General features: G+C 71.5%; 15 protein-coding genes and 1 pseudogene. 4 read left to right on the forward strand and 12 right to left on the reverse strand.

What is annotated here, in order from left to right:
* Nucleotides 1-91: 91 nt before the first annotated feature.
* The 8 genes and pseudogenes from AB0E85_RS33565 to iolC all read right to left on the reverse strand — a co-directional run bounded on the left by AB0E85_RS33565 (nucleotide 92) and on the right by iolC (nucleotide 10,933).
* The gene (locus AB0E85_RS33565; RefSeq protein WP_161369416.1) at nucleotides 92-958 is read right to left on the reverse strand and encodes an ABC transporter permease; all 867 of its coding nucleotides are present in this window, start codon (nucleotides 956-958) and stop codon (nucleotides 92-94) included.
* Nucleotides 955-3,612, reverse strand: coding sequence for a CocE/NonD family hydrolase (locus AB0E85_RS33570; RefSeq protein WP_361935365.1), 2,658 nt, complete (start codon nucleotides 3,610-3,612; stop codon nucleotides 955-957). The genes AB0E85_RS33565 and AB0E85_RS33570 overlap by 4 nt, the downstream gene beginning before the upstream one ends.
* Nucleotides 3,613-3,834: 222 nt before the next feature.
* On the reverse strand, nucleotides 3,835-5,226 hold the full coding sequence (locus AB0E85_RS33575; protein ID WP_361935368.1) for an APC family permease: 1,392 nt from the start codon (nucleotides 5,224-5,226) through the stop codon (nucleotides 3,835-3,837).
* Between the two features lie 213 nt (nucleotides 5,227-5,439).
* The gene (mmsA, locus tag AB0E85_RS33580; RefSeq protein WP_361935371.1) at nucleotides 5,440-6,942 is read right to left on the reverse strand and encodes a CoA-acylating methylmalonate-semialdehyde dehydrogenase; all 1,503 of its coding nucleotides are present in this window, start codon (nucleotides 6,940-6,942) and stop codon (nucleotides 5,440-5,442) included.
* Nucleotides 6,943-6,956: 14 nt separating this feature from the next.
* On the reverse strand, nucleotides 6,957-8,840 hold the full coding sequence (iolD, locus tag AB0E85_RS33585; RefSeq protein WP_361935373.1) for a 3D-(3,5/4)-trihydroxycyclohexane-1,2-dione acylhydrolase (decyclizing): 1,884 nt from the start codon (nucleotides 8,838-8,840) through the stop codon (nucleotides 6,957-6,959).
* A gap of 86 nt (nucleotides 8,841-8,926) precedes the next feature.
* A pseudogene (locus tag AB0E85_RS33590) lies at nucleotides 8,927-9,043 on the reverse strand (5-deoxy-glucuronate isomerase); the annotation flags it as partial.
* A 61-nt stretch (nucleotides 9,044-9,104) separates the two neighbouring features.
* A complete protein-coding gene (locus AB0E85_RS33595) occupies nucleotides 9,105-9,986 on the reverse strand; it encodes a deoxyribose-phosphate aldolase (protein WP_361935376.1) in 882 nt (293 codons plus the stop codon).
* Entirely contained in the window at nucleotides 9,983-10,933 is a 951-nt protein-coding gene (gene iolC, locus AB0E85_RS33600; RefSeq protein ID WP_361935379.1) for a 5-dehydro-2-deoxygluconokinase, read from the reverse strand. Before iolC ends, AB0E85_RS33595 begins: the two co-directional genes overlap by 4 nt.
* Nucleotides 10,934-11,373: 440 nt before the next feature.
* Between iolC and AB0E85_RS33605 the strand changes: the two genes are divergently transcribed.
* Nucleotides 11,374-11,574 (forward strand): MerR family transcriptional regulator, encoded by a 201-nt coding sequence (locus AB0E85_RS33605; protein ID WP_062926956.1) that lies wholly within the window; start codon nucleotides 11,374-11,376, stop codon nucleotides 11,572-11,574.
* Nucleotides 11,575-11,637: 63 nt separating this feature from the next.
* On the opposite strand, the gene AB0E85_RS33610 is transcribed toward AB0E85_RS33605, so the two are convergent.
* Nucleotides 11,638-12,681, reverse strand: coding sequence for a zinc-dependent alcohol dehydrogenase family protein (locus AB0E85_RS33610; protein WP_361935382.1), 1,044 nt, complete (start codon nucleotides 12,679-12,681; stop codon nucleotides 11,638-11,640).
* A 144-nt stretch (nucleotides 12,682-12,825) separates the two neighbouring features.
* Entirely contained in the window at nucleotides 12,826-15,039 is a 2,214-nt protein-coding gene (locus AB0E85_RS33615) for an MMPL family transporter (RefSeq protein WP_361935385.1), read from the reverse strand.
* A 163-nt stretch (nucleotides 15,040-15,202) separates the two neighbouring features.
* Here AB0E85_RS33615 and AB0E85_RS33620 point away from each other — a divergent pair, with 163 nt between their 5' ends.
* The 3 genes from AB0E85_RS33620 (at nucleotide 15,203) to AB0E85_RS33630 (ending at nucleotide 18,640) form a co-directional block, all read left to right on the forward strand.
* On the forward strand, nucleotides 15,203-15,868 hold the full coding sequence (locus AB0E85_RS33620) for a TetR family transcriptional regulator (RefSeq protein ID WP_361935388.1): 666 nt from the start codon (nucleotides 15,203-15,205) through the stop codon (nucleotides 15,866-15,868).
* 85 nt (nucleotides 15,869-15,953) lie between these two features.
* A complete protein-coding gene (locus AB0E85_RS33625; RefSeq protein ID WP_361935391.1) occupies nucleotides 15,954-16,193 on the forward strand; it encodes a heavy-metal-associated domain-containing protein in 240 nt (79 codons plus the stop codon).
* A 206-nt stretch (nucleotides 16,194-16,399) separates the two neighbouring features.
* On the forward strand, nucleotides 16,400-18,640 hold the full coding sequence (locus tag AB0E85_RS33630) for a heavy metal translocating P-type ATPase (RefSeq protein WP_361935394.1): 2,241 nt from the start codon (nucleotides 16,400-16,402) through the stop codon (nucleotides 18,638-18,640).
* A gap of 647 nt (nucleotides 18,641-19,287) precedes the next feature.
* On the opposite strand, the gene AB0E85_RS33635 is transcribed toward AB0E85_RS33630, so the two are convergent.
* Complete coding sequence (locus AB0E85_RS33635) at nucleotides 19,288-20,577, reverse strand: citrate synthase (RefSeq protein WP_107455076.1); 1,290 nt, start codon at nucleotides 20,575-20,577, stop codon at nucleotides 19,288-19,290.
* Nucleotides 20,578-20,756: 179 nt separating this feature from the next.
* Nucleotides 20,757-23,036: an ATP-dependent RecD-like DNA helicase gene (locus tag AB0E85_RS33640; RefSeq protein WP_361935398.1), complete on the reverse strand. Its 2,280-nt coding sequence runs from the start codon at nucleotides 23,034-23,036 to the stop codon at nucleotides 20,757-20,759.
* Nucleotides 23,037-23,113: the final 77 nt, after the last annotated feature.

Below are 23,113 nucleotides of genomic sequence, written 5' to 3' on the forward strand. Positions count from 1 at the left end.
AAGTACGTCCAGTACGAGGGCTTCCGGCCGGCACGCCGAGAGCACGCACCGGACGCCGCTCCTCGAGGGGCAAACGTTGCCTGCCGGGGCACTAGGAGACGACGTCCTTGCGGGCGAAACCCCGGAAGGCCAGGGCGAACAGCACGAGCGCGTACGTTACCGAGACCGACGTGCCCTGGATCATGTCCGACCACTCCAGCTGGGGCCGGACGGCGTCGAGCCAGGCGTACTGCCAGTGCGCTGGCAGGAAGTCCCGCCAGTCGCCGAGGGCCGTCACCTCGTCGAGGACGCTGCCGATGATGGTGAGGAACACCGCGCCGCCGACCGCGCCGAGCGGGGCGTCCGTCCTGGTGGAGAGGTAGAACGCGAGCGCGGCGGTGACCAGTTGGGACACCATGATGTACGCGACCACGATGAGCAGGCGCTGGGCGGCCGTGCCGGTGGGCAGGGTGCCGCCGGTGGGCAGTTCGAGCGGGCCCCAGCCGTAGGCGGCCGTTCCCACGGCGAGGGCGACGACCGGGAGCAGGATCATCGCGGCCAGGCTCAGGGTGAGTCCGACGGCGAGCTTGGACCACAGCAGCCGGGCCCGGGGCACGGGGGCCGCGAGCAGGTAGCGCAGGGAGGACCAGCTCGCCTCCGAGGCGACGGTGTCGCCGCAGAACAGGGCGACGGGGATGACGAGCAGGAAGCCGGCGGCGGAGAAGAGGTTGACGGCGGCGAAGTTGGCTCCGGACGCCGTCGCCGTGTCCATGAGGTTGACGCGGTTGTTGTTGCCGCCCGGGTCGCCGCCGACCTGGAAGGCGACGAGCAGGATGATCGGCAGGGCGACCAGGACGCCGCCCATGACCTGGGTGCGGCGCCGCTTCAGCTGCCGGACCAGCTCGACGCGGAAGGGCAGGGTGCGGCCCGCGCGGTAGCCGTCGGCGACCTCGACGGGAGGCTCGGCGAGCTGGCTCATGCTTCGGCTCCGATCAGGGTGAGGAAGGCGTCCTCCAGGCGGCGGTGGGGGCCGACCGACCGCACCGCCACGTCCAGCCGTACGAGGTCGGCGACCAGGCGCTGCGGGGTGCCGTCGGCGTCGAGCTGGACGAGGAGGCCCTCGTCGGTGCGTACGGCCGAGGCGACGCCGGGCAGCGCGGCGACCTTCTCCACGACGGGCTCGTCCACGGGCGTGGCCGTACCGACCAGGAGGGTGTCGCCCGAGCCGACGATGTCCTCGACCGGGCCCGCCTGGACGAGCTGTCCGTGGTCCATCACGACCAGGTGGGTGCAGGTCTGCTCGACCTCCGCGAGGAGGTGGCTGGAGACGATGACCGTGCGGCCGGCGGCGGCGTAGCGGATCATCACCTCGCGCATCTCGCGGATCTGGGGCGGGTCGAGGCCGTTGGTCGGCTCGTCGAGGATGAGCAGGTCCGGCAGGCCCAGCATGGCCTGGGCGATGGCCAGGCGCTGGCGCATGCCCTGGGAGTAGGTGCGCACCGCGCGGGCCAGGGCGTCGCCCAGCCCCGCGATCTCCAGGGCCTCCTCCAGATGCGCGTCCGCGGGCGGGCGGCCGGTGGCGCGCCAGTACAGCTCCAGGTTCTCGCGGCCGGAGAGGTGGGGCAGGAAGCCCGCGCCCTCGACGAAGGCGCCGACCCGGGACAGGACCGGGGCGCCCGCGCTGATGGCGTGGCCGAAGACGCGGATCTCGCCGCCGTCGGGCTTGATCAGGCCCATCAGCATGCGCAGGGTGGTGGTCTTGCCCGCCCCGTTGGGTCCGAGCAGGCCCAGGACCTGGCCCTTCTCCACGCGGAAGGAGAGGTCCTTGACCGCGTACCGGTCCGACGCCTTCGCGTAGCGCTTGGTCAGGTCGGTGATCTGGAGGGGGACTTCGGCCAGCGCGGGGTCCGGCGGGGCCGGTGCCACCGTGCGGCGGCGTCCCGTGAGGATCAGTGCGAGGGCGACGCCGGCGCCGGCCAGCGGCAGCCACCAGACCCAGGCGGGCAGCCCGGCCCGGCTGTCGCGCCCGCCGAGAGCCGAGGGCACCTCCAGATCGCCCTTGAGGGAGACGGTGTACTTCGCGGGGGCCGTCGGGGAGGCGTAGCCGAGGTCCGTCGAGGCGAGGACCAGGCGCAGCCGGTGGCCGTCGTCGACCTCGTGGTCGATCGCCGGGAGGGTGATCCGGACGTCCTTGCCGGCCTTGGCGTCCTCGACCCGGACGGGCGTGACGAGCTGGGAGGGCAGTACCTGCTGGGTGCCGCCGCCGGGGCCGACGTCGTAGAGCTTGGCGAAGAGCACGGCGTCGTCGCTGGTGGACTTCACGTGCACGGTCGCGGTGGGCGAGCCGGTGATCTGGAGGTCCTCGCGCTGCGGTGCCGACTCGAACGCGGCGAACTGGCCGGGGAAGTCGAGGGAGACGCCGATGCCGAGTGTGGAGAGCTGGCTGAGGCCGCCGGCGCCGCCGAGGCCGGGCAGGGCGGAGACGCCGGGCGGGCTGGCGCCGGGCGGGTTGTCGAAGCTCTGCTCACGGCCGGCCAGGGCGATGGAGCGCTGCTCGGCCTCCAGGCCGGGGTAGCGGTCCGAGGTCACGCCGGTCAGCCGGGGTTCGCCGTCGCCGGAGCCCATGCCGAGGGTGCGGGTGACACGGAAGGCGGGGCCGGTGTCGGCGGCCTTGTCGTCCTTCAGGTAGCGGTCGAACCAGGTCTTCACGCGGTCCTGGACGCGGCCGGTCTCCATGTCGCCGCCGTCGTGGCCGCCGGCGATCCAGTCGACGTCGACGGGGGCGCCGTTGGCGCGGATCGCCTTCGCGGCCAGGTCGGCCTGGCCGAGCGGGAAGAGGGAGTCGGACTGGCCCTGCATCAGCAGCGTCGGGACCTTGATGTCCTTGCCGACCGCGGACGGGGAACGCTCCTCCAGCAGCTCGCGGGCCTGCGCGTCCGGCGTGCCCGACTCGGCGACCCGCTCATACATCCGGCACAGGGCGGGCTCGAACTTCTCGCAGCCGCCGCCGGAGTTGACGAAGATGCCGGCCCAGAGCTTCTTGAACACGCCGTTCGGGAAGAGGGCGTCGGCGAGGTTCCAGTAGGTGATCGCCGGGGCGATGGCGTCGACGCGGGGGTCGTGCCCCGCGGTGAGCAGGGCGATGGCGCCGCCGTAGGAGCCGCCGGCCATGCCGACGCGGGGGTCGCCCTTCTTGTCGAGCTCGACCTGGGGCTGCTTCGCCAGCCAGTCGATGAGCTTGGAGACGTCGGCGACCTCGCCCTCGGGGTCGTTCAGCCCGATCTTGCCGTTCGACTTGCCGAAGCCGCGGGCCGACCAGGTCAGGACCGCGTAGCCGTCCCGGGCGAGGTCCTGGGCCTGCTGCCGTACGTCGTTCTTGCTGCCGCCGAAGCCGTGCCCGAGCAGGACGGCGGGGCGGCGGCGGTCTGCTCCGGAGGTGAAGAAGGAGGTGTCGATGCGCACGCCGTCCTGGGTGTTCAGGAGCCGGTCCGTGCGGTGCACCGGGGGCGCTTCGTCGCCGGCTACGGCCGTCCACGTTCCCGCGCCCGCGAGGACGACGACGGCGGCCCCGGCGGCGAGGAGCCTCCGGGGCCTCCGAAGCAGCCCGTTGAGTCCGGGCAGTCGAAGATCCATGCGTCAACGGTACGGGGTGAAGCTGTCGATGAGTTGTCGACCGGAGGCCGAAGTGGGAGGCCTCCCAGGGGATTACATGGAGTTTGTCGCGTACTGCGGGTGGTGTACGGCATCGAGCTCGGCGGGGGCTGCGCGTTGCCGGGTGCGGGTGCCCGGTGGCTGTTCGCGCCCACGCGGCGGAGCCGCACATCGATGCAGCCCCGCGCCCCTGAAAGCAGGCCCTCACGCCTCCGGTACCGACACCAGCCAGCGCGTCTCCCTGCGCGGGCGGAGGTAGAGGGCCCAGTACAGGGTCGCAGCCGCCGTGATGCCGCCCGTCCAGAGGAGGTACGTCGGGTCCTGCTGCATCAGGACGTAGAGCAGGACCACGATCAGCAGGAGGGGGGCCGCCGGCCACAGGGGCATACGCCAGGCCTGGGTGTGCCGGTGGGGGCCGCGGCGGGAGAGCAGGGCGGCGACGGCGACCAGGAGGTACATGCCCGTCACCGAGACGCCCGTGACGCCGTACAGGGTGTCCAGGTTCACGAAGCACAGGGCCGCGCCGGGGACGCCTACCGCGAGGGTGGAGACCCAGGGGGAGCCGAAGCGGCCCAGGCGGGAGAACAGGGTGTTGACCGGCTCGGGCCAGGCCTTGTCGCGGGCCGAGGCGAACAGGACGCGGGAGTTCTGGATGACCATGACGATCCCGGCGTTGATGATCGCGAGGGCCACGCAGAGGCTGACGAACGTTCCGACGGCCGTGGTGGACCAGGCGGTGACCATGGTGCCGATGTCCCCGCCGGTGAGGGCGGCGAGGTCGGGCGCTCCCAGCGTGATGGCCGCGACCGGGACCAGGATGATCACGGCGGAGATGGCGAGGGTGGCCAGGACGGTGCGGGCGACGGTGCGGCGGGGATTCTCCAGTTCCTCGGAGAGGTAGACCGCCGTGGAGAAGCCCTGCGTGACGAACAGGGCGATCGCGAGGCCGGAGACCACCAGGAGGCCCGTCACCGTGTCGGGGGCGCCGTCCGGGCCGGCCACCTGCATCGAGACCAGGCTGTCGGCGCCGCGTTCGGGGTGCGTGAAGCCCAGGACCGCCACGACCGCCGCCGCGATGACCTCCAGGACCAGGAAGACGCCGGTGATCCAGGCGTTGGCGCGCAGGTCGAGCAGGCCGGCGAGGGTCGCGAGGAGCATCACCGAGGCGCCGGTCCAGGACGGGTCGAGGTGGACGAGGGGGGCGAGGTAGTCGGCCGTGCCCATCGCGATGACCGGCGGGACGATCATCACCACCAGCAGGGAGAGGACGAACACCAGCCAGCCCGCGAGCCGTCCGGCCATCGTGGAGACCATGGCGTACTCGCCGCCGGCGCTGGGGATGAGGGTGCCCAGCTCCGAGTAGCAGAACGCCACGGCGACACAGAGCAGGGAGCCGATGGCGATGGTGAGGGCGGTGGCGGTGCCGAGCGAGCCGAACAGGTCGGGGACCACCACGAAGAGGGTGGAGGCGGGGGTCACGCAGGAGAGGGTGAGGAGGGTGCCGCCGACGACTCCGATGGAGCGTTTGAGCTTCCCGGGCTGACGGTCCGGCGCCTGCGCGACGGCGGTCTCGACAGGGCGGAGCGTGTCGGTCATGCGGCGGTTCCCATCGGCTCGGCGGCTCGGCGGTGGATGTGCGCAGCATCGAACACCGACGAAAAGCAGCACGTCAATGGCTGTTTGCCTACGAAATCCGCAGCTGAACACCGCTTTCGCTGCTGTTTTGAGAAGCAGAGGTCAACAGGAACGGGGCGGGGGCTCCCTGCGGTTCTCGCAGGGAGCCCCCGGAAAAAACTCGCGGCGGTCGCCTCAGTGGTTGCGCGGGAAGCCCAGGTCCACGCCCGCGGGGGCGTCGGCCGGGTCGGGCCAGCGCGTGGTGACGACCTTGCCACGGGTGTAGAAGTGCGTGCCGTCGTTGCCGTAGATGTGGTGGTCGCCGAAGAGCGAGTCCTTCCAGCCGCCGAAGGAGTGGTAACCCACGGGGACCGGGATCGGGACGTTGATGCCGACCATGCCTGCCTCGACCTCCAGCTGGAAGCGGCGGGCCGCGCCACCGTCGCGGGTGAAGATCGCGGTGCCGTTGCCGAACGGCGAGGCGTTGATGAGGTCCAGGGCCTCCTCGTAGGTCTCGGTGCGCAGCACGGTGAGGACCGGACCGAAGATCTCGTCCTGGTAGGCCTTGGCGGACGTGGGCACCTTGTCGAGCAGCGAGATGCCGATCCAGTGGCCGTTCTCGAAGCCGTCGACCGTGTGGCCGGTGCCGTCCAGGACGACCTCGCAGCCCTCGGCCGCCGCGCCCTCCACGTAGGAGGCGACCTTGTCGCGGTGGACCTTGGTGATCAGCGGGCCCATCTCGGACGTCGGGTCGTCGCCGGGGCCGATCTTGATCTTCTCGGCGCGCTCGCGGATCTTCTCCACCAGCGCGTCGCCGATCGAGCCCACCGCGACGACCGCGGAGATGGCCATGCAGCGCTCGCCCGCCGAGCCGTAGGCCGCGCTCACCGCCGCGTCGGCGGCGGCGTCGAGGTCGGCGTCCGGGAGGACCAGCATGTGGTTCTTGGCACCGCCGAGGGCCTGCACGCGCTTGCCGTTGGCGGAGGCGGTGGTGTGGATGTAGCGGGCGATGGGGGTCGAGCCGACGAAGGAGACGGCCTTGACGTCCGGGTGCTCCAGCAGACGGTCCACGGCCACCTTGTCGCCGTGGACGACGTTGAAGACGCCGTCCGGCAGGCCCGCCTCCGCCAGCAGTTCGGCGATCTTCAGCGAGGCCGACGGGTCCTTCTCGGACGGCTTCAGGACGAAGGTGTTGCCGCAGGCGATGGCGATGGGGAACATCCACATCGGCACCATCGCCGGGAAGTTGAACGGCGTGATGCCCGCGACGACGCCGAGCGGCTGGCGGATCGAGGAGACGTCCACGCGGCTCGCCACCTGCGTCGACAGCTCACCCTTCAGCTGCACGTTGATGCCGCAGGCCAGGTCCACGATCTCCAGGCCGCGGGCCACCTCGCCGAGGGCGTCGCTGTGCACCTTGCCGTGTTCGGCGGTGATCAGCTCGGCGATCGCGTCCCGGTTGGCGTCCAGCAGGGCGCGGAACTTGAACAGGATCGAGGTGCGCTGGGCCAGTGAGGACTGGCCCCAGGTCAGGTAGGCCTCCTTGGCCGCGGCGACCGCCGCGTCCACCTCGTCGACCGAGGCGAACGCGACCTTCGTCGTCACCTCGCCGGTCGCCGGGTTGGTCACCGGCCCGTGCGTGCCCGAGGCGCCTTCGACGGTCTTGCCGCCGATCCAGTGGTTGACGATCTTCGTCATGGCCGGGAACTCCTTCACAGATGGCGGCGTCGGGTGGAGACGTGCCGTTCGTACAGCTCACGTGCCTTGACCGCGGACGGCCGTGTCGCGGTCTCGGCCACGGGTACATCCCACCAGGCCTGCGCGGGAGGCGCGCCCGACACTGTGTCTGCCGTTTGGGTCTCGACGTAGACACATGTGGGAGTGTCGGCCGCCCGGGCCTCGGCGAGGGCCTCCCTGAGGTCCCGGACGGTCTTCGCGCGCAGGACGCGCATGCCGAGGCTGGCCGCGTTGGCGGCGAGGTCCACGGGCAGCGGCGGCCCGGTGTACGAGCCGTCCTCGGAGCGGTAGCGGTAGGCGGTGCCGAACCGCTCGCCGCCCACCGACTCCGACAGTCCGCCGATGGACGCGTAGCCGTGGTTCTGAATGATCAGGACCTTGATCGCGATGCCCTCCTGGACGGCCGTCACGAGTTCCGTCGGCATCATCAGGTAGGTGCCGTCGCCGACCAGCGCCCACACGGGCCGGTCCGGGGCGGCCAGCTTCACGCCGATGGCGGCCGGGATCTCGTAGCCCATGCAGGAGTAGCCGTACTCCAGGTGGTACTGGTCGGGCGACCGGGTGCGCCACAGTTTGTGCAGGTCGCCCGGGAGGGAACCGGCGGCGTTGATCAGGATGTCCGACGCGTCCGCGATCTCGTCCAGGGCGCCGAGGACCTGCGGCTGGGTCGGGCGGGTGTCCGGTTCGTCCACCTCGTAGCAGGCGTCGACGCGCTGCTCCCAGCGCTCCTTGTCCTCGGTGTACTCGGTGGCGTAGCTGCCGGCGACCCGGTGGGCGTGCAGGCGCAGGGCGTCCGTGAGCTCCTGAAGGCCGCTGCGGGCGTCCGCGACGAGGGGCCGGCCGGCGAGCTTGTGACCGTCGAAGGGGGCGATGTTGAGGTTGAGGAACCGCACCTCCGGGTTGCCGAACAGCGTGCCGGAGGCGGTGGTGAAGTCGGTGTAGCGGGTGCCGACACCGATCACCAGGTCGGCGGTGCGGGCGAGTTCGTCCGCCGTAGCGGTGCCGGTGTGGCCGATGCCGCCGACGTCCTGGGGGTGGTCGTGGCGCAGGGAGCCCTTGCCGGCCTGGGTGGAGGCGACCGGTATGCCGGTGGTTTCGGCGAACTCGGCGAGGGCCTCTTCGGCGCGGCTGTGGTGGACGCCGCCGCCCGCGACGACCAGCGGCCGCTTCGCCGCGCGGATCGCCCGCACGGCCTCGGCCAGTTCGGCCGGGTCGGCGCCGGGCCGCCGTACGGCCCAGACGCGCTCGGCGAAGAACTCCTCGGGCCAGTCGTAGGCCTCGGCCTGCACGTCCTGGGGCAGGGCGAGGGTGACGGCGCCGGTCTCGACGGGGTCGGTGAGCACGCGCATCGCGTTCAGCGCCGAGGGGATCAGGGCCTCGGGCCGGGTGATCCGGTCGAAGTACCTCGACACCGGGCGCAGGCAGTCGTTGACCGATACGTCGCCCGCGTAGGGCACTTCGAGCTGCTGGAGGACCGGGTCGGCGGGGCGGGTGGCGAAGACGTCGCCGGGCAGGAGCAGCACCGGCAGGTGGTTGATGGTCGCGAGGGCCGCGCCGGTGACGAGGTTGGTGGCGCCCGGGCCGATGGAGGTCGTCACCGCGTGCGTGGACAGGCGGCCGGACTGGCGGGCGTAGCCGACGGCCGCGTGCACCATGGCCTGTTCGTTGCGGCCCTGGTGGTAGGGCATCTCCTCGGCGTGCTCCACGAGCGCCTGACCGATGCCGGCGACGTTGCCGTGGCCGAAGATGCCCCAGGTGGCGCCGATGAGCCGCTGCCGGACGCCGTCGCGTTCGGTGTACTGGGCCGCGAGGAAGCGCACCAGCGCCTGTGCGACCGTCAGCCTTGTCGTCGAGGTCATCGGTGTCCCTCCCTCTGGGTGGTCACGGATACGCGACGGCGGCGACGGGCGTTCACCCGGGAAGGCCGTGTGCGACTCGTCGGGGAGACCTCCGGCGCGGGGCCGTAGCGGGCGGGGAGTTGTCGCTCGCACTTCGCTCCTGCCAAAGCAAAGCGGCCTCCCGCGCCGGAGGCGATCTGGGCCCGGGACGCGCCCGGGAGATGGAACTCGTGGTCTTGCGTGCTGTCGCCCGTGGGGGAGGTGCGGGTGGTCATGAGGCGTCCCTCACAGCAGTCCGACGGCGGTGTCCACGGCGGCGGCCACGTCGTCGTCCGCCGGGTACAGCAGCGAACGGCCCACGACCAGCCCGCGCACGGTGGGCAGTTGCAGGGCGCCGCGCCACTTCTCGTACGCCCCGTCCTGATCGTCGCCCACCTCGCCGCCGAGCAGCACCGCGGGCAGCGTGGACGTGGCCATGACCTCGGCCATGTCGTCGGGGTTGTCGGTGACCGGGACCTTCAGCCAGGTGTAGGCGGAACTGCCGCCGAGGCCCGAGGCGATGGCGATCGACTTGGTGACGGCCGCGGCGGAGAGGTCGTTGCGCAGCCGGCCCCGCTCGTCGCGGTAGCTGATGAACGGCTCGACGAAGACGGGGAGCTTCCGGGCGGCCATGGCGTCGACGGCCCGGGCGGTGGACTCCAGGGTGGTGAGTGAGCCCGGGTCGTCGTAGTCGATGCGCAGGAGCAGCTTGCCCGCGTCGAAGCCGAGGCGCTCGATGTCCTCGGGGCGGTGGCCGGTGAAGCGGTCGTCGAGCTCGAAGCGGGCGCCCTGGAGGCCACCGCGGTTCATCGAGCCCAGGACGACCTTGCCGTCGAGGGCGCCGAGCAGGAGCAGGTCGTCGAGGATGTCGGCGGTGGCTAGGACACCGTCCACGCCCGGGCGGGACAGGGCCAGGCAGAGGCGTTCGAGGAGGTCGGCGCGGTTGGCCATGGCCAGGCTGCGACCGCCGACGCCGAGGGCGCCGCGGGCCGGGTGGTCGGCGGCGACGATCATCAGACGGCCGCTCGTGTCCAGCAGCGGCCTCCGGGGGCGGCGGGCCGCGGCTTCGGCGACCGCCTCCGGGCGGTGGCTGCGCAGGCGGACGAGTTCGGCGACGTCGACGGTCACTGGACGGCCCCCGCGGCGACGGCCGCCTCGATCTCGGCCGGGGTGGGCATCGCGGAGGAGCACTCCAGGCGGGAGGCGACGATGGCACCGGCGGCGTTGGCGTGCCGCATGGTCTTCTCCAGGTCCCAGCCTTCCAGCAGGCCGTGCACGAGTGAACCGCCGAAGGCGTCGCCGGCGCCCAGGCCGTTGAGGACGTTCACGGGCAGCGGCGGGACCTCGGCGCTCTCACCGGCACTGTTCACCGCGAGGACGCCCTTGGGGCCCTGCTTGACGACGGCGAGTTCGACGCCGGCGTCCAGGAGGGCGCGGGCGGCGGCGTGGGGCTCGCGCACGCCGGTGGCGACCTCCACCTCGTCGAGGTTGCCGACGGCGACCGTGGTGTGGCGCAGGGCTTCGGTGTAGAAGGGGCGGGCCGCGTCGGGGTCGCTCCAGAACATGGGGCGCCAGTCGAGGTCGAAGACCGTCGTGCCGGACTTGGCGCGGTGGGCGAGGGCCGCGAGGGTCGCCGTACGGCTCGGTTCCTCGCTCAGGCCCGTGCCCGTGACCCAGAAGACCCGGGCGTCGCGGACGGCGTCGAGGTCGAGCTCATGGGCGTCGATCTCCAGGTCGGGGGCCTTGGGCTGCCGGTAGAAGTACAGCGGGAAGTCGTCCGGCGGGAAGACCTCGCAGAAGGTGACCGGCGTGGGCAGGCCGGGGACCGGGGTGACCCAGCGGTCGTCCACGCCGAAGCCCTTCAGGGCCTCGTGGAGGTAGGTGCCGAAGGGGTCGTCGCCGGTACGGGTGATCACCGCCGTCCGCCGTCCCAGGCGGGCCGCGGCGACCGCGACGTTGCTCGCGGAGCCGCCGAGGAACTTGCCGAAGGACGTGACCTGCGGCAGCGGGACGCCCGTCTGGAGCGGATACAGGTCCACTCCGATCCGCCCCATGGTGATCAGGTCGTACGCCATCGGTGTCCCCTCGGTGCTCGGCTCTCCCCGGTTTTCTAGCCCCCTCTCGACGCCCTGTCAATGTTTTGTCCAGACATTCGGACCAGATCATGACAGCGCTTTCCGTATGCCCTGGTCGGGATGTCCCGATCCGGGTTTCACGGTTACGCGGGGTTCAGGCCCCGGTGTCGGTCACGGCACCCGCGCATCGAACCTCGCGTCAAGGCGCCCCGCCGACCGTCCGGTGCGCGGCTTTGCCCCTGCTGTGTCACAAACGCCCCCGTCCTGTCACGTGCGTGCCGTGTACGCGGGTCTTCCGTCACACCCGGCCCACAGGCCCTGCCCCGTGTCACCGGGCGTCGTTGACCGGACAAAGGCTTGTTGATCGCCAGCGCAGCACCCGGCTCCCCCGGACGGCCGTCCACGGCCGCCGCCGTGGTGCGCGCGGGGAGGTGCACGTCATGACCGACCGAAGGCTCTGGTCCTACAAGGAGATCGCAGCGCACATCCGAGTGCAGCCCGACACCGTGCGGTCCTACCGCAAACACGGGCTGCTGCCCCCGCCCGACCATGTCGAGGGCGGCAAGCCCTACTGGTACGCCGACACCGTCCGGGCGTGGGTCGCCTCCAGGCCCGGCAACCGCGGCCGAAGAGCCGAGTGAGCCCGTCACCCCGCTCGACCTCGTGCCCCACCCTCGCGTGGGGCACGGTCATCGGCCGGGGTGTCAGCTCCAGGGCTCGATGACCGTCGCACCGGCCCCCGGTGCCGTCCCCATCGCCGCCAGCGCGCCCGGGACGTCGGCCAGCCCGATCGTGGACGTCACGAGCAGGTCGGGGCGCAGGACGCCGCTGCGGACCAGCTCCAGCATCGGCGGGTAGCTGTGCGCGGCCATGCCGTGGCTGCCGAGCAGTTCCAGCTCCAGGGCGATCACGCGGGCCATCGGCACGGGGGTCGTGCCGGCCGGTGAGGGCAGCAGGCCCACCTGGACGTGCCGGCCGCGGCGGCGCAGGCCGTTCACGGAGGCGGCGCATGTGCCGGGTGAGCCCAGGGCGTCGAGGGAGAGGTGGGCACCGCCGCCGGTCAGGTCACGGACCGCGGCCGCGGTGTCCGGCACGGCTGTCGCGTCCAGGCACTGTGCCGCGCCGAACGTCCGCGCCAGCTCCAGGGCCCGTTCCGACACGTCGACCGCCACGACGCGGGCTCCCGACGCGGCCGCGATCATCACGGCCGAGAGCCCGACCCCGCCGCAGCCGTGCACCGCGACCCAGTTCCCCGCCGCCACCCTCCCCTGTTGCACCACCGCCCGGTACGCCGTGGCGAAGCGGCAGCCGAGCGAGGCCGCCGTCGCGAAGGACAGCTCCCCCGGCAGCGCCACGAGGTTCACGTCGGCGTGGTCCAGCGCCACGTACTGGGCGAAGGAACCCCAGTGGGTGAAGCCGGGCTGGGTCTGGCGCTCGCACACCTGATGGTCGCCCGCCGCGCAGGACGGGCAGGTGCCGCAGGCGCAGATGAACGGCACGGTGACCCGGTCGCCGGGCCGCCACCCTGTCACCCGGGCGCCCACCGCCTCGACGACCCCGGCGAGTTCGTGCCCGGGCACGTGCGGCAGGTCGATGTCGGGGTCGTGGCCCTGCCAGCCGTGCCAGTCGCTGCGGCACAGCCCGGTGGCCTCGACCCGTACGACGACTCCGTGCTCCGCGGGCTCCGGATCCGCGACCTCCCGCATCTCGGCCGCTTCGCCGTACCGCTCGAACACCACGGCCCGCATGGACCCACCCGCCTTTCGTCGCTGTCGTGCCCGGGGCGCCCGGGGCGCCGGGTGACCACGCAGCCCCGAGCTGTCCGGCGCCTCGGGGAACGCTAGCGCCGCGGTGCGGGAGGCCGCCGACCCGAGCCCCCCGCCTGCCCCCCGTCAGCCGGCCGGGGCCCCGGCCTTGTCCCGGGCGGGTTCCGTCTCGGCCACCGTCCGCTCCGGCTCGGCCTCGCTCAGACCGAAGCGCTCGTGGAAGCGGCGCAGAGGGCGCGGGGCCCACCAGGTGACGCGGCCGGTGAGGCGCATGACCGCCGGGACCAGGAGGCTGCGGACGATCATCGCGTCCATCAGGACCGCCAGGGCGATGCCCAGGCCGAGCATCTTGGTGTTGGTCACGCGGGAGGTGCCGATCGCGACCATGACCACGGCCAGGATGACCGCCGCCGCCGTGATCAGACCGCCGGTGCGTGCCAGGCCGTGCCGGACTGCCTGGTCGTGGTCGCCGGTGCGGTCGTACTCCTCCTTGATGCGGGAGAGCAGGAACACGCCGTAGTCCATGGAGAGGCCGAAGGCCACACAGAACATCAGGACCGGGAGGGTCGTCTCGATGGAGCCGGGGCTGGTGAAGGCCAGCAGGCCGGACAGGTGGCCGTCCTGGAAGACCCAGACGACCGCGCCGAACATGGCCGTCAGACTCAGCGCGTTGAGGACGACCGCCTGGATCGGTATGAGCACGCTGCCGGTGAGGAGGAAGACCAGGAGCAGGGTGACGATCGTGATGAAGACCGCCGCGAGCGGCAGGCGCTCCCCTATGGCGTGCTTGGAGTCGACCAGGACGGCCGCCGTGCCGGTCACCCTGGTGTCGAAGGGGGCTCGCGTCTCGCGCAGGTCGCCGACGAGGCGCTGGGCCGGGTCGTCGACCGCCTCGCCCTCCGGCAGCACCGTGAAGTACGCGGAGTCGCCCTTCACCAGTGGTCCGTCGACCCGGGCCACGCCGGGCAGTGCGGCTATACGCTCCTTGTAGGCGCCGTACTGCGCCTCGGTGGCACGGCCCTCGGCGAGCACTTCGAGGCCGCCGCCGGGGCTGCCCGGGAAGCCCTCCCGGATGTGCTGCTGCACTACATGGGACTCGGACGTCGAGGGCAGCTGGCGGTCGTCGGCGGTGCCGAACTTCACGCCCAGGAAGGGCAGTCCGAGCAGGACGAGGACGGCTGTGGTGCCGAGGGCGAAGAAGGGGGCGCGGCGCATGACGAGCGCCGCCGTGCGGGCCCAGGCCCTGCCCTCCTCCCGGGCCGGGTCCGGCCGGTGCCCGCGCCGGAACAGGCGGCGCAGGTCCAGCGCGTTGACCCGGTCGCCCAGCAGGATCAGCGCGGCCGGGAGCAGGATCAGCGCGGCCGCGGCGGCCAGCAGCACCACGGCGATCCCCGCGTAGGCGAATGAGCGCAGGAAGTACTGCGGGAAGACCAGCATCGCTGCCAGCGAGACCGCGACCGTGAGGGCGGAGAAGAGGACGGTGCGGCCGGCTGTGCGCAGGGTCGTGCCGATCGCGGCCAGGGGCTCGGCGCCCGTGGACAGCTCCTCGCGGAAGCGGCGGACGATGAAGAGCGCGTAGTCGATGGCGAGGCCCAGGCCGAGGGCCGTGGTGAGGTTGATCGCGAACACGGACACGTCGGTGAGCTCGGTCAGGCCGCGCAGCACGGCGTTCGTCCCGAGGATGGCGACGATGCCGATGCCGAGCGGCAGGAGGGCCGCGACCGCGCTGCCGAAGACCATCACGAGCAGCACCAGCGTCACGGGCAGGGCGATGAGCTCGGCCCGGGTGAGGTCCTCCTGGATGACCGTCTGCATCTCGTGCCGCACCGCGACCGGGCCGCCGACGTCGACCTGCAAGGGGCCGTGTGTGCCGCGGTAGTGGGGCGCGAGGCGCTCCAGCGTCGCACCGGCGGTCTTCTCGTCGCCGGTGATGCGGGCGGCTATCAGCGCCTCGTGCCCGTCCTCGGCGCGCAGGGCCGGGGCGCCGGACTGCCAGTAGGAGCCGACTCCGGTGATGCCCCGCTCACCCGCGAGGCGCTCGGCGAGCCGCTCGGCCTCGGCTGCGACGGCCGGGTCGTCGACGGAGGCCTCGCCCGCGTCGACCAGGAGCAGCAGGTTCGGCTGGGAGCCCGGGAACTCGCGCTCCAGGGCCTTGGTCGCGTAGGTGGATTCGGCGGCGGGATCCTCCCAGCCGCCGGCGCCGAGCCGGTCGGCGACGCCGCTGCCGGCCAGCACCGCGAGGGCGGTGATCACCAGCGCCACCAGCAGCGAAAGCCTGGGCCGGGCGGTGACGAAACGGGTCCAGCCGCCGACGCGCGGTGGTGTGTTGACTTCGGTCATCGTGCGGTGTCCCCTTCACCGTGACCCGTGTTCAGGCGCAGCCTGGCAGCACGGGGCTGTCATAGACTGGCAAACACGAGAGATCGCTCGCATTTCTGCCGACTCCAGAATGCGAGCGACCACTCGCGTTTGTCAATCGCGTTCCGAGACCTGGGGATGACGCGTGCCCGAGAAGACCGAGAAGCCCGCAACGGAGACGGAAGCGGCGACGGCCGCCGAGGAGCGGCCGCGTCGGCGGCAGGCCCGCGGTGAGCGGCGGATCGCCCAGCTGCTCGAAGCCGCCGCTCAGGTTTTCGCCACGACCGGCTACACGGCCGCCAGCACCAACGCGATCGCCCGCGAGGCGGGCGTCTCCCCCGGGACGCTGTACCAGTTCTTCCCGAACAAGGAAGCGATCGCGATCGAGCTGGGCAGTCGGCTCATGCACGAGATGCGGCAGTCGTACGACGAGGTCCTCACCCCGATCACCCCCGACACGACCCCGCTGGAGGAGGTGATCGCCGGGACCGTCGACCGCTTCATCGAGTTCAACTGCCGCCACCCGGCCTTCTTCGCACTGATGCACGGCCCCGACATCCCGGGCCGCATCGCCGAGGAGCACGACGCGCTGCACACGACACTGGTCGCCCGGGTCGAGACGATCCTGGCCCCGTTCGCACCCGACGCGCCCGAGGCGGCCGTCACCCGCACCGCCCAGATGTGCGTCGGCATCTACAAGGCCGGCCTGGAGCTGATCCTGGCCCATGAGGGCGACGAGCGGGAGGCGTACGTGCAGGAGCTGAAGGGTGCCCTCGTGCGCTATCTGGAGCCGCTCGTGGGGACGTCGTGACCTGATACCCCCTAGGGGTACAGTGGGATGCCGTGGGTCCCCAGCGGACCCCACAGCCCCACATGCCTCGACGAGGAGTAACGACATGACCGCCCAGACCGACACCACGGGCCCCGTCACCACCGTCTTCAAGGTGAGCGGCATGAGCTGCGGACACTGCGAGGGCGCGGTCTCCGGCGAGATCTCCCAGATCTCCGGCGTGCGTTCGGTGACGGCCGTCGCCAAGACCGGCGAGGTCACCGTCGTCTCCGCGACCCCGCTCGACGACGAGGCCGTACGCACCGCCGTCGACGAGGCCGGCTTCGAACTCGCCGGCCGGGCCTGAGCCACCCGGGTCCGGCAGACGACGGAACCTGAGCCACCCGGGTCCGGCACGCAGCCGGGCCCGACCCCACCCGGGTGCGGCAGCCGGCAGGTCTGAGACGCGCCGGCCCTGGCACTCGTACCCGTGTACGGGCCGTACGCCGCCGCCCCCGGCCCGTACGGCCCGTTCCGCTTCCCGGGCGCCCGCATTTCCTGGAGTCAGAGGACATGACCAGCACCACCGCCAAGGCACCGGCCGACCACGAGCCGGCCCTCGCCGAGGTCGAGCTGCTCATCGGCGGGATGACCTGCGCCTCCTGCGCGGCCCGCGTCGAGAAGAAGCTCAACCGCATGGAGGGCGTCTCCGCCACGGTGAACTACGCGACGGAGAAGGCCCGGGTCGCCTACCCCCCGGGCATCGACGTCGCCGACCTGATCGCCACCGTGGTGAAGACCGGGTACACCGCCGAGGAGCCCGCGCCCCCGCGGGAGGAGGCCCCCGAGGCCGAGCCGGAGGACCCCGAGCTGTCGGCGCTCCGCCGGCGCCTCACCGCCTCCGCCGCCCTCGCCCTGCCCGTGATCCTCCTGGCCATGGTCCCGGCGCTCCAGTTCGACAACTGGCAGTGGCTCTCGCTCACCCTCGCCGCACCGGTCGTCGTCTGGGGCGGGCTGCCCTTCCACCGGGCCGCCTGGACGAACGCCCGGCACGGCGCCGCCACCATGGACACCCTGGTCTCCCTCGGCACCCTGGCCGCGTTCGGCTGGTCCCTGTGGGCACTGTTCCTCGGCGACGCGGGCATGCCGGGCATGCGGCACCCCTTCGAGTTCACGGTCTCGCGCGGGGACGGCGCCTCCTCCGTCTACCTGGAGGTCGCTTCCGGCGTCACCGCGTTCATCCTGCTGGGCCGCTGGCTGGAGGCCCGCTCCAAGCGTCGCGCGGGAGCCGCGCTCCGGGCGCTGATGGACCTGGGCGCCAAGGACGTGGCCCTGCTGCGGGACGGGCGCGAGGTGCGGATCCCGGCGCAGCGTCTCGTCGTCGGCGACCGGTTCGTCGTACGGCCCGGCGAGAAGATCGCCACCGACGGCACGGTCGTCGAGGGCGCCTCCGCCGTGGATGCCTCGATGCTGACCGGCGAGTCGGTGCCGGTGGACGTGGCGGCCGGGGACGCGGTCACGGGCGCCACGGTCAACGCGGGCGGGCGGCTGGTCGTCGAGGCCACGCGGGTCGGCGCCGACACCCGGCTCGCGCGGATGGCGAAGCTGGTGGAGGACGCACAGAACGGCAAGGCCGAAGTGCAGCGGCTCGCCGACCGGATCTCCGGGATCTTCGTGCCGGTGGTGCTGCTGATCGCCGTCGCCACGGCCGGGGCGTGGCTCGGGCTGACGGGCGACGGCGTCGCCGCGTTCACCGCGGCCGTCGCGGTCCTGATCATCGCCTGCCCGTGCGCGCTGGGCCTGGCCACGCCGACCGCGCTGATGGTCGGCACGGGCCGCGGCGCCCAGCTCGGCATCCTCATCAAGGGCCCGGAGGTCCTGGAGTCCACGCGCCGGGTCGACACGGTCGTCCTGGACAAGACCGGCACCGTCACCACGGGCCGGATGACCCTCCAGGAGATCCACCTCGCCGAGGGCGCCGACGAGAAGGAGGTACTGCGGCTCGCGGGCGCCGTCGAGCACGCCTCCGAGCACCCCGTCGGCCGTGCGATCGCGCTGGGAGCCGCGGAGAGCGCCGGACGGCTCCCGGAGGCCGAAGGGTTCGAGAACGTGCCCGGGCGGGGCGTACGCGGGCGTGTGGAGGGCCGTGACGTGGCCGTGGGGCGGCTCTTCGACGAGCTGCCGCCGGAGCTGGCCCGCGCACGGGAGGCGGCCGAGCGGGCCGGGCGCACGGCGGTCGTGGCCGGCTGGGACGGGACGCCACGGGCCGTGCTGGCCGTCGCGGACGCGGTCAAGGAGACCAGCGCCGAGGCCGTACGCGAACTGCGCGCCCTGGGACTCACACCCGTGCTGCTGACCGGGGACAACCGTGCGGTGGCCGAGGCGGTGGCCGCGGCCGTGGGCATCGAGCAGGTGGTGGCGGAGGTGCTGCCCGAGGACAAGGTCGACGCGGTACGGCGGCTACAGGCCGAGGGGCGGGTCGTCGCCATGGTGGGCGACGGCGTCAACGACGCGGCCGCACTCGCCACCGCCGATCTGGGCCTGTCCCTGGGTACCGGCACGGACGCGGCGATCGAGGCGGGCGATCTGACGCTGGTCCGCGGCGATCTGCGGGTGGCCGCGGACGCGATCCGGTTGTCGCGCCGGACCCTGGCCACGATCAAGGGCAATCTCGTGTGGGCCTTCGGCTACAACGTGGCCGCGCTGCCGCTGGCCGCAGCGGGCCTGCTGAACCCGATGATCGCGGGGGCCGCGATGGCCTTCTCGTCGGTCTTCGTCGTCACGAACAGTCTGCGGCTGCGGACATTTCGGTGAAGTCGCCCGAATTCAGACTAAGTTCACGGCGAACGTGATTTGAGCCCCTCTGGAGTCCCGGGCCCGGCTCACATAAGCTCTTCACAAGGCTCGCGCATCTTCCTTACGCTTGGGTCTCGGTCGGGATATCCGAGGCTCTTGCGCATCTAACGGACATATGCAAGAGACGCAGATCACAGTGATGTGAACGTAACCATCGAAGGGGTTCGACGGTCTAAGTTGACGATGTCAGGGAGCGTCTTGGGGGGCGCCATCTGACATCTGGAGATGTCTTGGGGGACTTCTCCAGAGATGCGTTGCCGGGGCACGTACACCGGGAAGCTTTGAGCGGCCCTCCCGGGCGTGCGCTGTCCCGGCAGATCGCACCTCACAGAAGTACGGCGAGTTCTGCTCGTTCTGCTCAACAGCGATTCAGGCGCTGTCCTCACAGACGCCCGGCCGGATCCCGTGGGGGGAATCCGTACCGGGACTGGGAAGGCGCCCTGGTCGTCGGCCCGTGGGGGGACCGACGCCGGGGCGCCTTCTTCATTGCGTAAGAAATCCCGTGAGAGATCACGCGAAGCCCGCACCGCCGCACCGGCCACGCGAAAGCCCCCGCACCCGGCAAGCGGGATACGGGGGCCGAAGCGGTGCCGCGGCTGTGCGGCTCAGCGCTCCTCGACGGGAACGAAGTCGCGCTCCACCACGCCCGTGTAGATCTGGCGCGGGCGGCCGATGCGGGAGCCGGGCTCCTTGATCATCTCGTGCCACTGGGCGATCCAGCCCGGCAGCCGGCCGAGGGCGAACAGGACCGTGAACATCTCGGTCGGGAAGCCCATGGCCCGGTAGATCAGACCCGTGTAGAAGTCGACGTTCGGGTAGAGGCTGCGCTGGACGAAGTAGTCGTCGGAGAGTGCGTGCTCCTCCAGCTTCAGCGCGATGTCCAGCAGCTCGTCGGACTTGCCGAGCGCGGACAGCACGTCGTGCGCGGCGGCCTTGATGATCTTGGCGCGCGGGTCGAAGTTCTTGTAGACCCGGTGGCCGAAGCCCATCAGGCGGACGCCGTCCTCCTTGTTCTTCACCTTGCGGATGAAGGAGTCGACGTCACCGCCGGAGTCGCGGATGCCCTCCAGCATCTCCAGCACCGACTGGTTGGCGCCGCCGTGCAGCGGGCCCCACAGGGCGTTGATGCCGGCGGAGATCGAGGCGAACATGTTCGCCTGGGAGGAGCCCACCAGGCGGACCGTGGAGGTCGAGCAGTTCTGCTCATGGTCCGCGTGCAGGATCAGCAGCTTGTCGAGCGCGGAGACCACGGTCGGGTCCAGCTCGTACTCCTGCGCGGGGACCGAGAAGGTCATGCGGAGGAAGTTCTCGACGTAGCCGAGGTCGTTGCGCGGGTAGACGAACGGGTGACCGATCGACTTCTTGTACGCGTACGCCGCGATCGTCGGGAGCTTGGCGAGCAGGCGGATCGTGGAGAGGTTGCGCTGGCGCTCGTCGAACGGGTTGTGGCTGTCCTGGTAGAACGTGGACAGAGCCGAGACGACCGAGGACAGCATGGCCATCGGGTGGGCGTCGCGCGGGAAGCCCTTGTAGAAGTTCTTGACGTCCTCGTGCAGCAGGGTGTGCTGCGTGATGTCGTTCTTGAACACCGAGAGCTCGTCGACGGTCGGCAGCTCGCCGTTGATCAGCAGGTAGGCGACCTCCAGGAAGGTGGAGCGCTCGGCCAGCTGCTCGATCGGGTAGCCGCGGTACCGCAGGATGCCCGCTTCGCCGTCCAGGTACGTGACGGCGGATTTATAGGCGGCCGTGTTGCCGTAACCGCTGTCCAGCGTCACCAGACCGGTCTGGGCGCGGAGCTTTCCGATGTCGAAGCCCTTGTCACCGACGGTGCTGTCGATCACCGGGTAGGTGTACTCGCCGTCGCCGTACCGCAGTACTACAGAGTTGTCGCTCACGTCTTCCCTCACCGACGTTGTGCCTCATCTTCGAGGTTGCCCTGACTGTCTCTACCATCCCCCACTTGGCTCAGGAGAGTGCACTCGGGGTCGACCATCGGGCCTATCAACGGCACTGAGTGCCGCCAACTTGCTCATCCTGCCCCCTGGGTCCCCCTTCCGGAAGTGTCTTGTGACCTTCACGACTCATTTGATCGATCATTTTTTGCGGAACCGAGCCGGAAGTCGAGTGCCGTGCACCGCCGGCCCGCCGAAATCGTGCGCACCGCCTGACCGATCGCCTTGCGCGAACCGACGAGGACGACCAGCTGCTTCGCCCGGGTGACCGCCGTGTAGAGCAGGTTCCGCTGGAGCATCATCCAGGCGCCCGTGGTGACCGGGATGACGACCGCCGGGTACTCGCTGCCCTGGGAGCGGTGGATCGTCACGGCGTACGCGTGGGCCAACTCGTCGAGCTCGTCGAACTCGTACGGCACCTCCTCGTCCTCGTCCGTGAGCACCGTCAGGCGCTGGTCGACCGGGTCGAGCGAGGTGACCACGCCGACGGTGCCGTTGAAGACACCGTTCTTGCCCTTCTCGTAATTGTTGCGAATCTGGGTGACCTTGTCGCCGACCCGGAACACCCGTCCGCCGAATCTCTTCTCGGGCAGGTCGGGGCGGCCCGGGGTGACGGCCTGCTGGAGCAGGCCGTTGAGGGTGCCCGCGCCGGCCGGGCCGCGGTGCATGGGGGCGAGGACCTGGACGTCCCGGCGCGGGTCCAGTCCGAACTTGGCCGGAATGCGGCGGGCGGCCACGTCGACGGTGAGCCGGCCGGCGGCCTCGGTGTCGTCCTCGACGAAGAGGAAGAAGTCCTTCATGCCGTCCGTCACCGGGTGTTGGCCGGCGTTGATCCGGTGCGCGTTCGTCACCACGCCGGACTGCTGGGCCTGCCGGAAGACCCGGGTGAGGCGGACCGCGGGGATCGGGCCGCCATCGGCCAGGAGGTCCCGCAGGACCTCGCCCGCGCCGACGCTGGGCAGCTGGTCGACGTCCCCCACGAAGAGCAGGTGCGCCCCCGGCGGGACGGCCTTCACCAGCTTGTTGGCGAGCAGCAGGTCCAGCATGGACGCCTCGTCGACCACCACCAGGTCGGCGTCCAGCGGGCGGTCCCGGTCGTAGGCGGCGTCGCCGCCGGGCTTGAGCTCCAGCAGGCGGTGGACGGTGGAGGCCTCGGCGCCGGTGAGCTCGGACAGGCGCTTGGCGGCCCGGCCCGTGGGGGCGGCGAGCACGACCTTCGCCTTCCTGGCGCGGGCCAGCTCCACGATGGAGCGGACCGTGAAGGACTTGCCGCAGCCGGGGCCGCCGGTGAGGACGGCGACCTTCTCGGTCAGCGCCAGCTTGACGGCGGCCTCCTGCTCGGGTGCGAGATCGGTGCCCGTGCGCCCCTTCAGCCAGCTCAGCGCCTTGTCCCAGGCGACGGTCCGGAAGCCGGGCATGCGGTCCTCGTCGGTGCGCAGGAGGCGCAGCAGCTGGGCGGAGAGGGAGAGTTCGGCGCGGTGGAAGGGGACGAGGTAGATCGCGGTGACCGGCTCCCCGCCGTCGGGGCCGGGGACCTTCTCGCGTACGACGCCCGGGTCCTCGCCGTCCTCCGGGGGTTCGGCCAGCTCTGCCAGGCACTCGATGACCAGGCCCGTGTCGACCTGGAGCAGCTTGACCGCGTCCTTGATCAGCTGCTCCTCGGGGAGGAAGCAGTGGCCCTGGTCGGTGGACTGGGACAGTGCGTACTGAAGGCCGGCCTTGACGCGCTCCGGGCTGTCGTGCGGGATGCCGACGGAACGGGCGATCTTGTCGGCGGTGAGGAAGCCGATGCCCCAGACGTCGGAGGCGAGCCGGTACGGCTGGTTCTTCACGACCGAGATGGAGGCGTCGCCGTACTTCTTGTAGATGCGCACGGCGATGGACGTGGAGACCTCGACCGTCTGGAGGAAGAGCATGACCTCCTTGATGGCCTTCTGCTCCTCCCAGGCGTCGGCGATCTTCTTCGTGCGCTTGGGACCGAGGCCGGGGACCTCGATGAGGCGCTTGGGCTCCTCCTCGATGATCTGGAGGGTGTCCGTGCCGAAGTGCTGCGTGATCCGGTCGGCGAAGACCGGGCCGATGCCCTTGACCAGGCCGGAGCCGAGGTAGCGGCGGATGCCCTGGACGGTGGCCGGCAGGACCGTCGTGTAGTTCTCGACGTGGAACTGCTTTCCGTACTGCGGGTGGGAGCCCCAGCGGCCCTCCATGCGCAGGGATTCGCCCACCTGCGCGCCGAGCAGTGCGCCGACGACCGTGAGCAGGTCTCCGGCGCCTCTGCCGGTGTCGACCCGGGCGACCGTGTAGCCGTTCTCCTCGTTGGCGTACGTGATGCGTTCGAGTACGCCTTCCAGCGTGGCCATGCGCCGCTCGCCCGCCTGGGCGGCCCCCGCCTGATCGGTCATGATCCGACGGTACCGCCCGGGTACGACAGTGCGGCGGGGCGGAACGGCCGACGGCACTCGCACAAAAGCGACCGGTC

This window comes from Streptomyces sp. NPDC029044, from assembly GCF_040637495.1.
Classification (GTDB): domain Bacteria; phylum Actinomycetota; class Actinomycetes; order Streptomycetales; family Streptomycetaceae; genus Streptomyces.

Excerpts from the sequence above, each read along its gene's own strand:
- AB0E85_RS33610 (WP_361935382.1), bottom strand. The coding sequence starts at position 12,681 with ATGCGGGCCGTGGTGTTCGAGCGGTACGGCGAAGCGGCCGAGATGCGG.
- AB0E85_RS33630 (WP_361935394.1), top strand. The coding sequence starts at position 16,400 with ATGACCAGCACCACCGCCAAGGCACCGGCCGACCACGAGCCGGCCCTC.
- AB0E85_RS33625 (WP_361935391.1), top strand. The coding sequence starts at position 15,954 with ATGACCGCCCAGACCGACACCACGGGCCCCGTCACCACCGTCTTCAAG.
- AB0E85_RS33570 (WP_361935365.1), bottom strand. The coding sequence starts at position 3,612 with ATGGATCTTCGACTGCCCGGACTCAACGGGCTGCTTCGGAGGCCCCGG.
- iolD (WP_361935373.1), bottom strand. The coding sequence starts at position 8,840 with ATGACCTCGACGACAAGGCTGACGGTCGCACAGGCGCTGGTGCGCTTC.
- iolC (WP_361935379.1), bottom strand. The coding sequence starts at position 10,933 with ATGGCGTACGACCTGATCACCATGGGGCGGATCGGAGTGGACCTGTAT.
- mmsA (WP_361935371.1), bottom strand. The coding sequence starts at position 6,942 with ATGACGAAGATCGTCAACCACTGGATCGGCGGCAAGACCGTCGAAGGC.
- AB0E85_RS33575 (WP_361935368.1), bottom strand. The coding sequence starts at position 5,226 with ATGACCGACACGCTCCGCCCTGTCGAGACCGCCGTCGCGCAGGCGCCG.
- AB0E85_RS33640 (WP_361935398.1), bottom strand. The coding sequence starts at position 23,036 with ATGACCGATCAGGCGGGGGCCGCCCAGGCGGGCGAGCGGCGCATGGCC.
- AB0E85_RS33615 (WP_361935385.1), bottom strand. The coding sequence starts at position 15,039 with ATGACCGAAGTCAACACACCACCGCGCGTCGGCGGCTGGACCCGTTTC.
- AB0E85_RS33565 (WP_161369416.1), bottom strand. The coding sequence starts at position 958 with ATGAGCCAGCTCGCCGAGCCTCCCGTCGAGGTCGCCGACGGCTACCGC.
- AB0E85_RS33605 (WP_062926956.1), top strand. The coding sequence starts at position 11,374 with ATGACCGACCGAAGGCTCTGGTCCTACAAGGAGATCGCAGCGCACATC.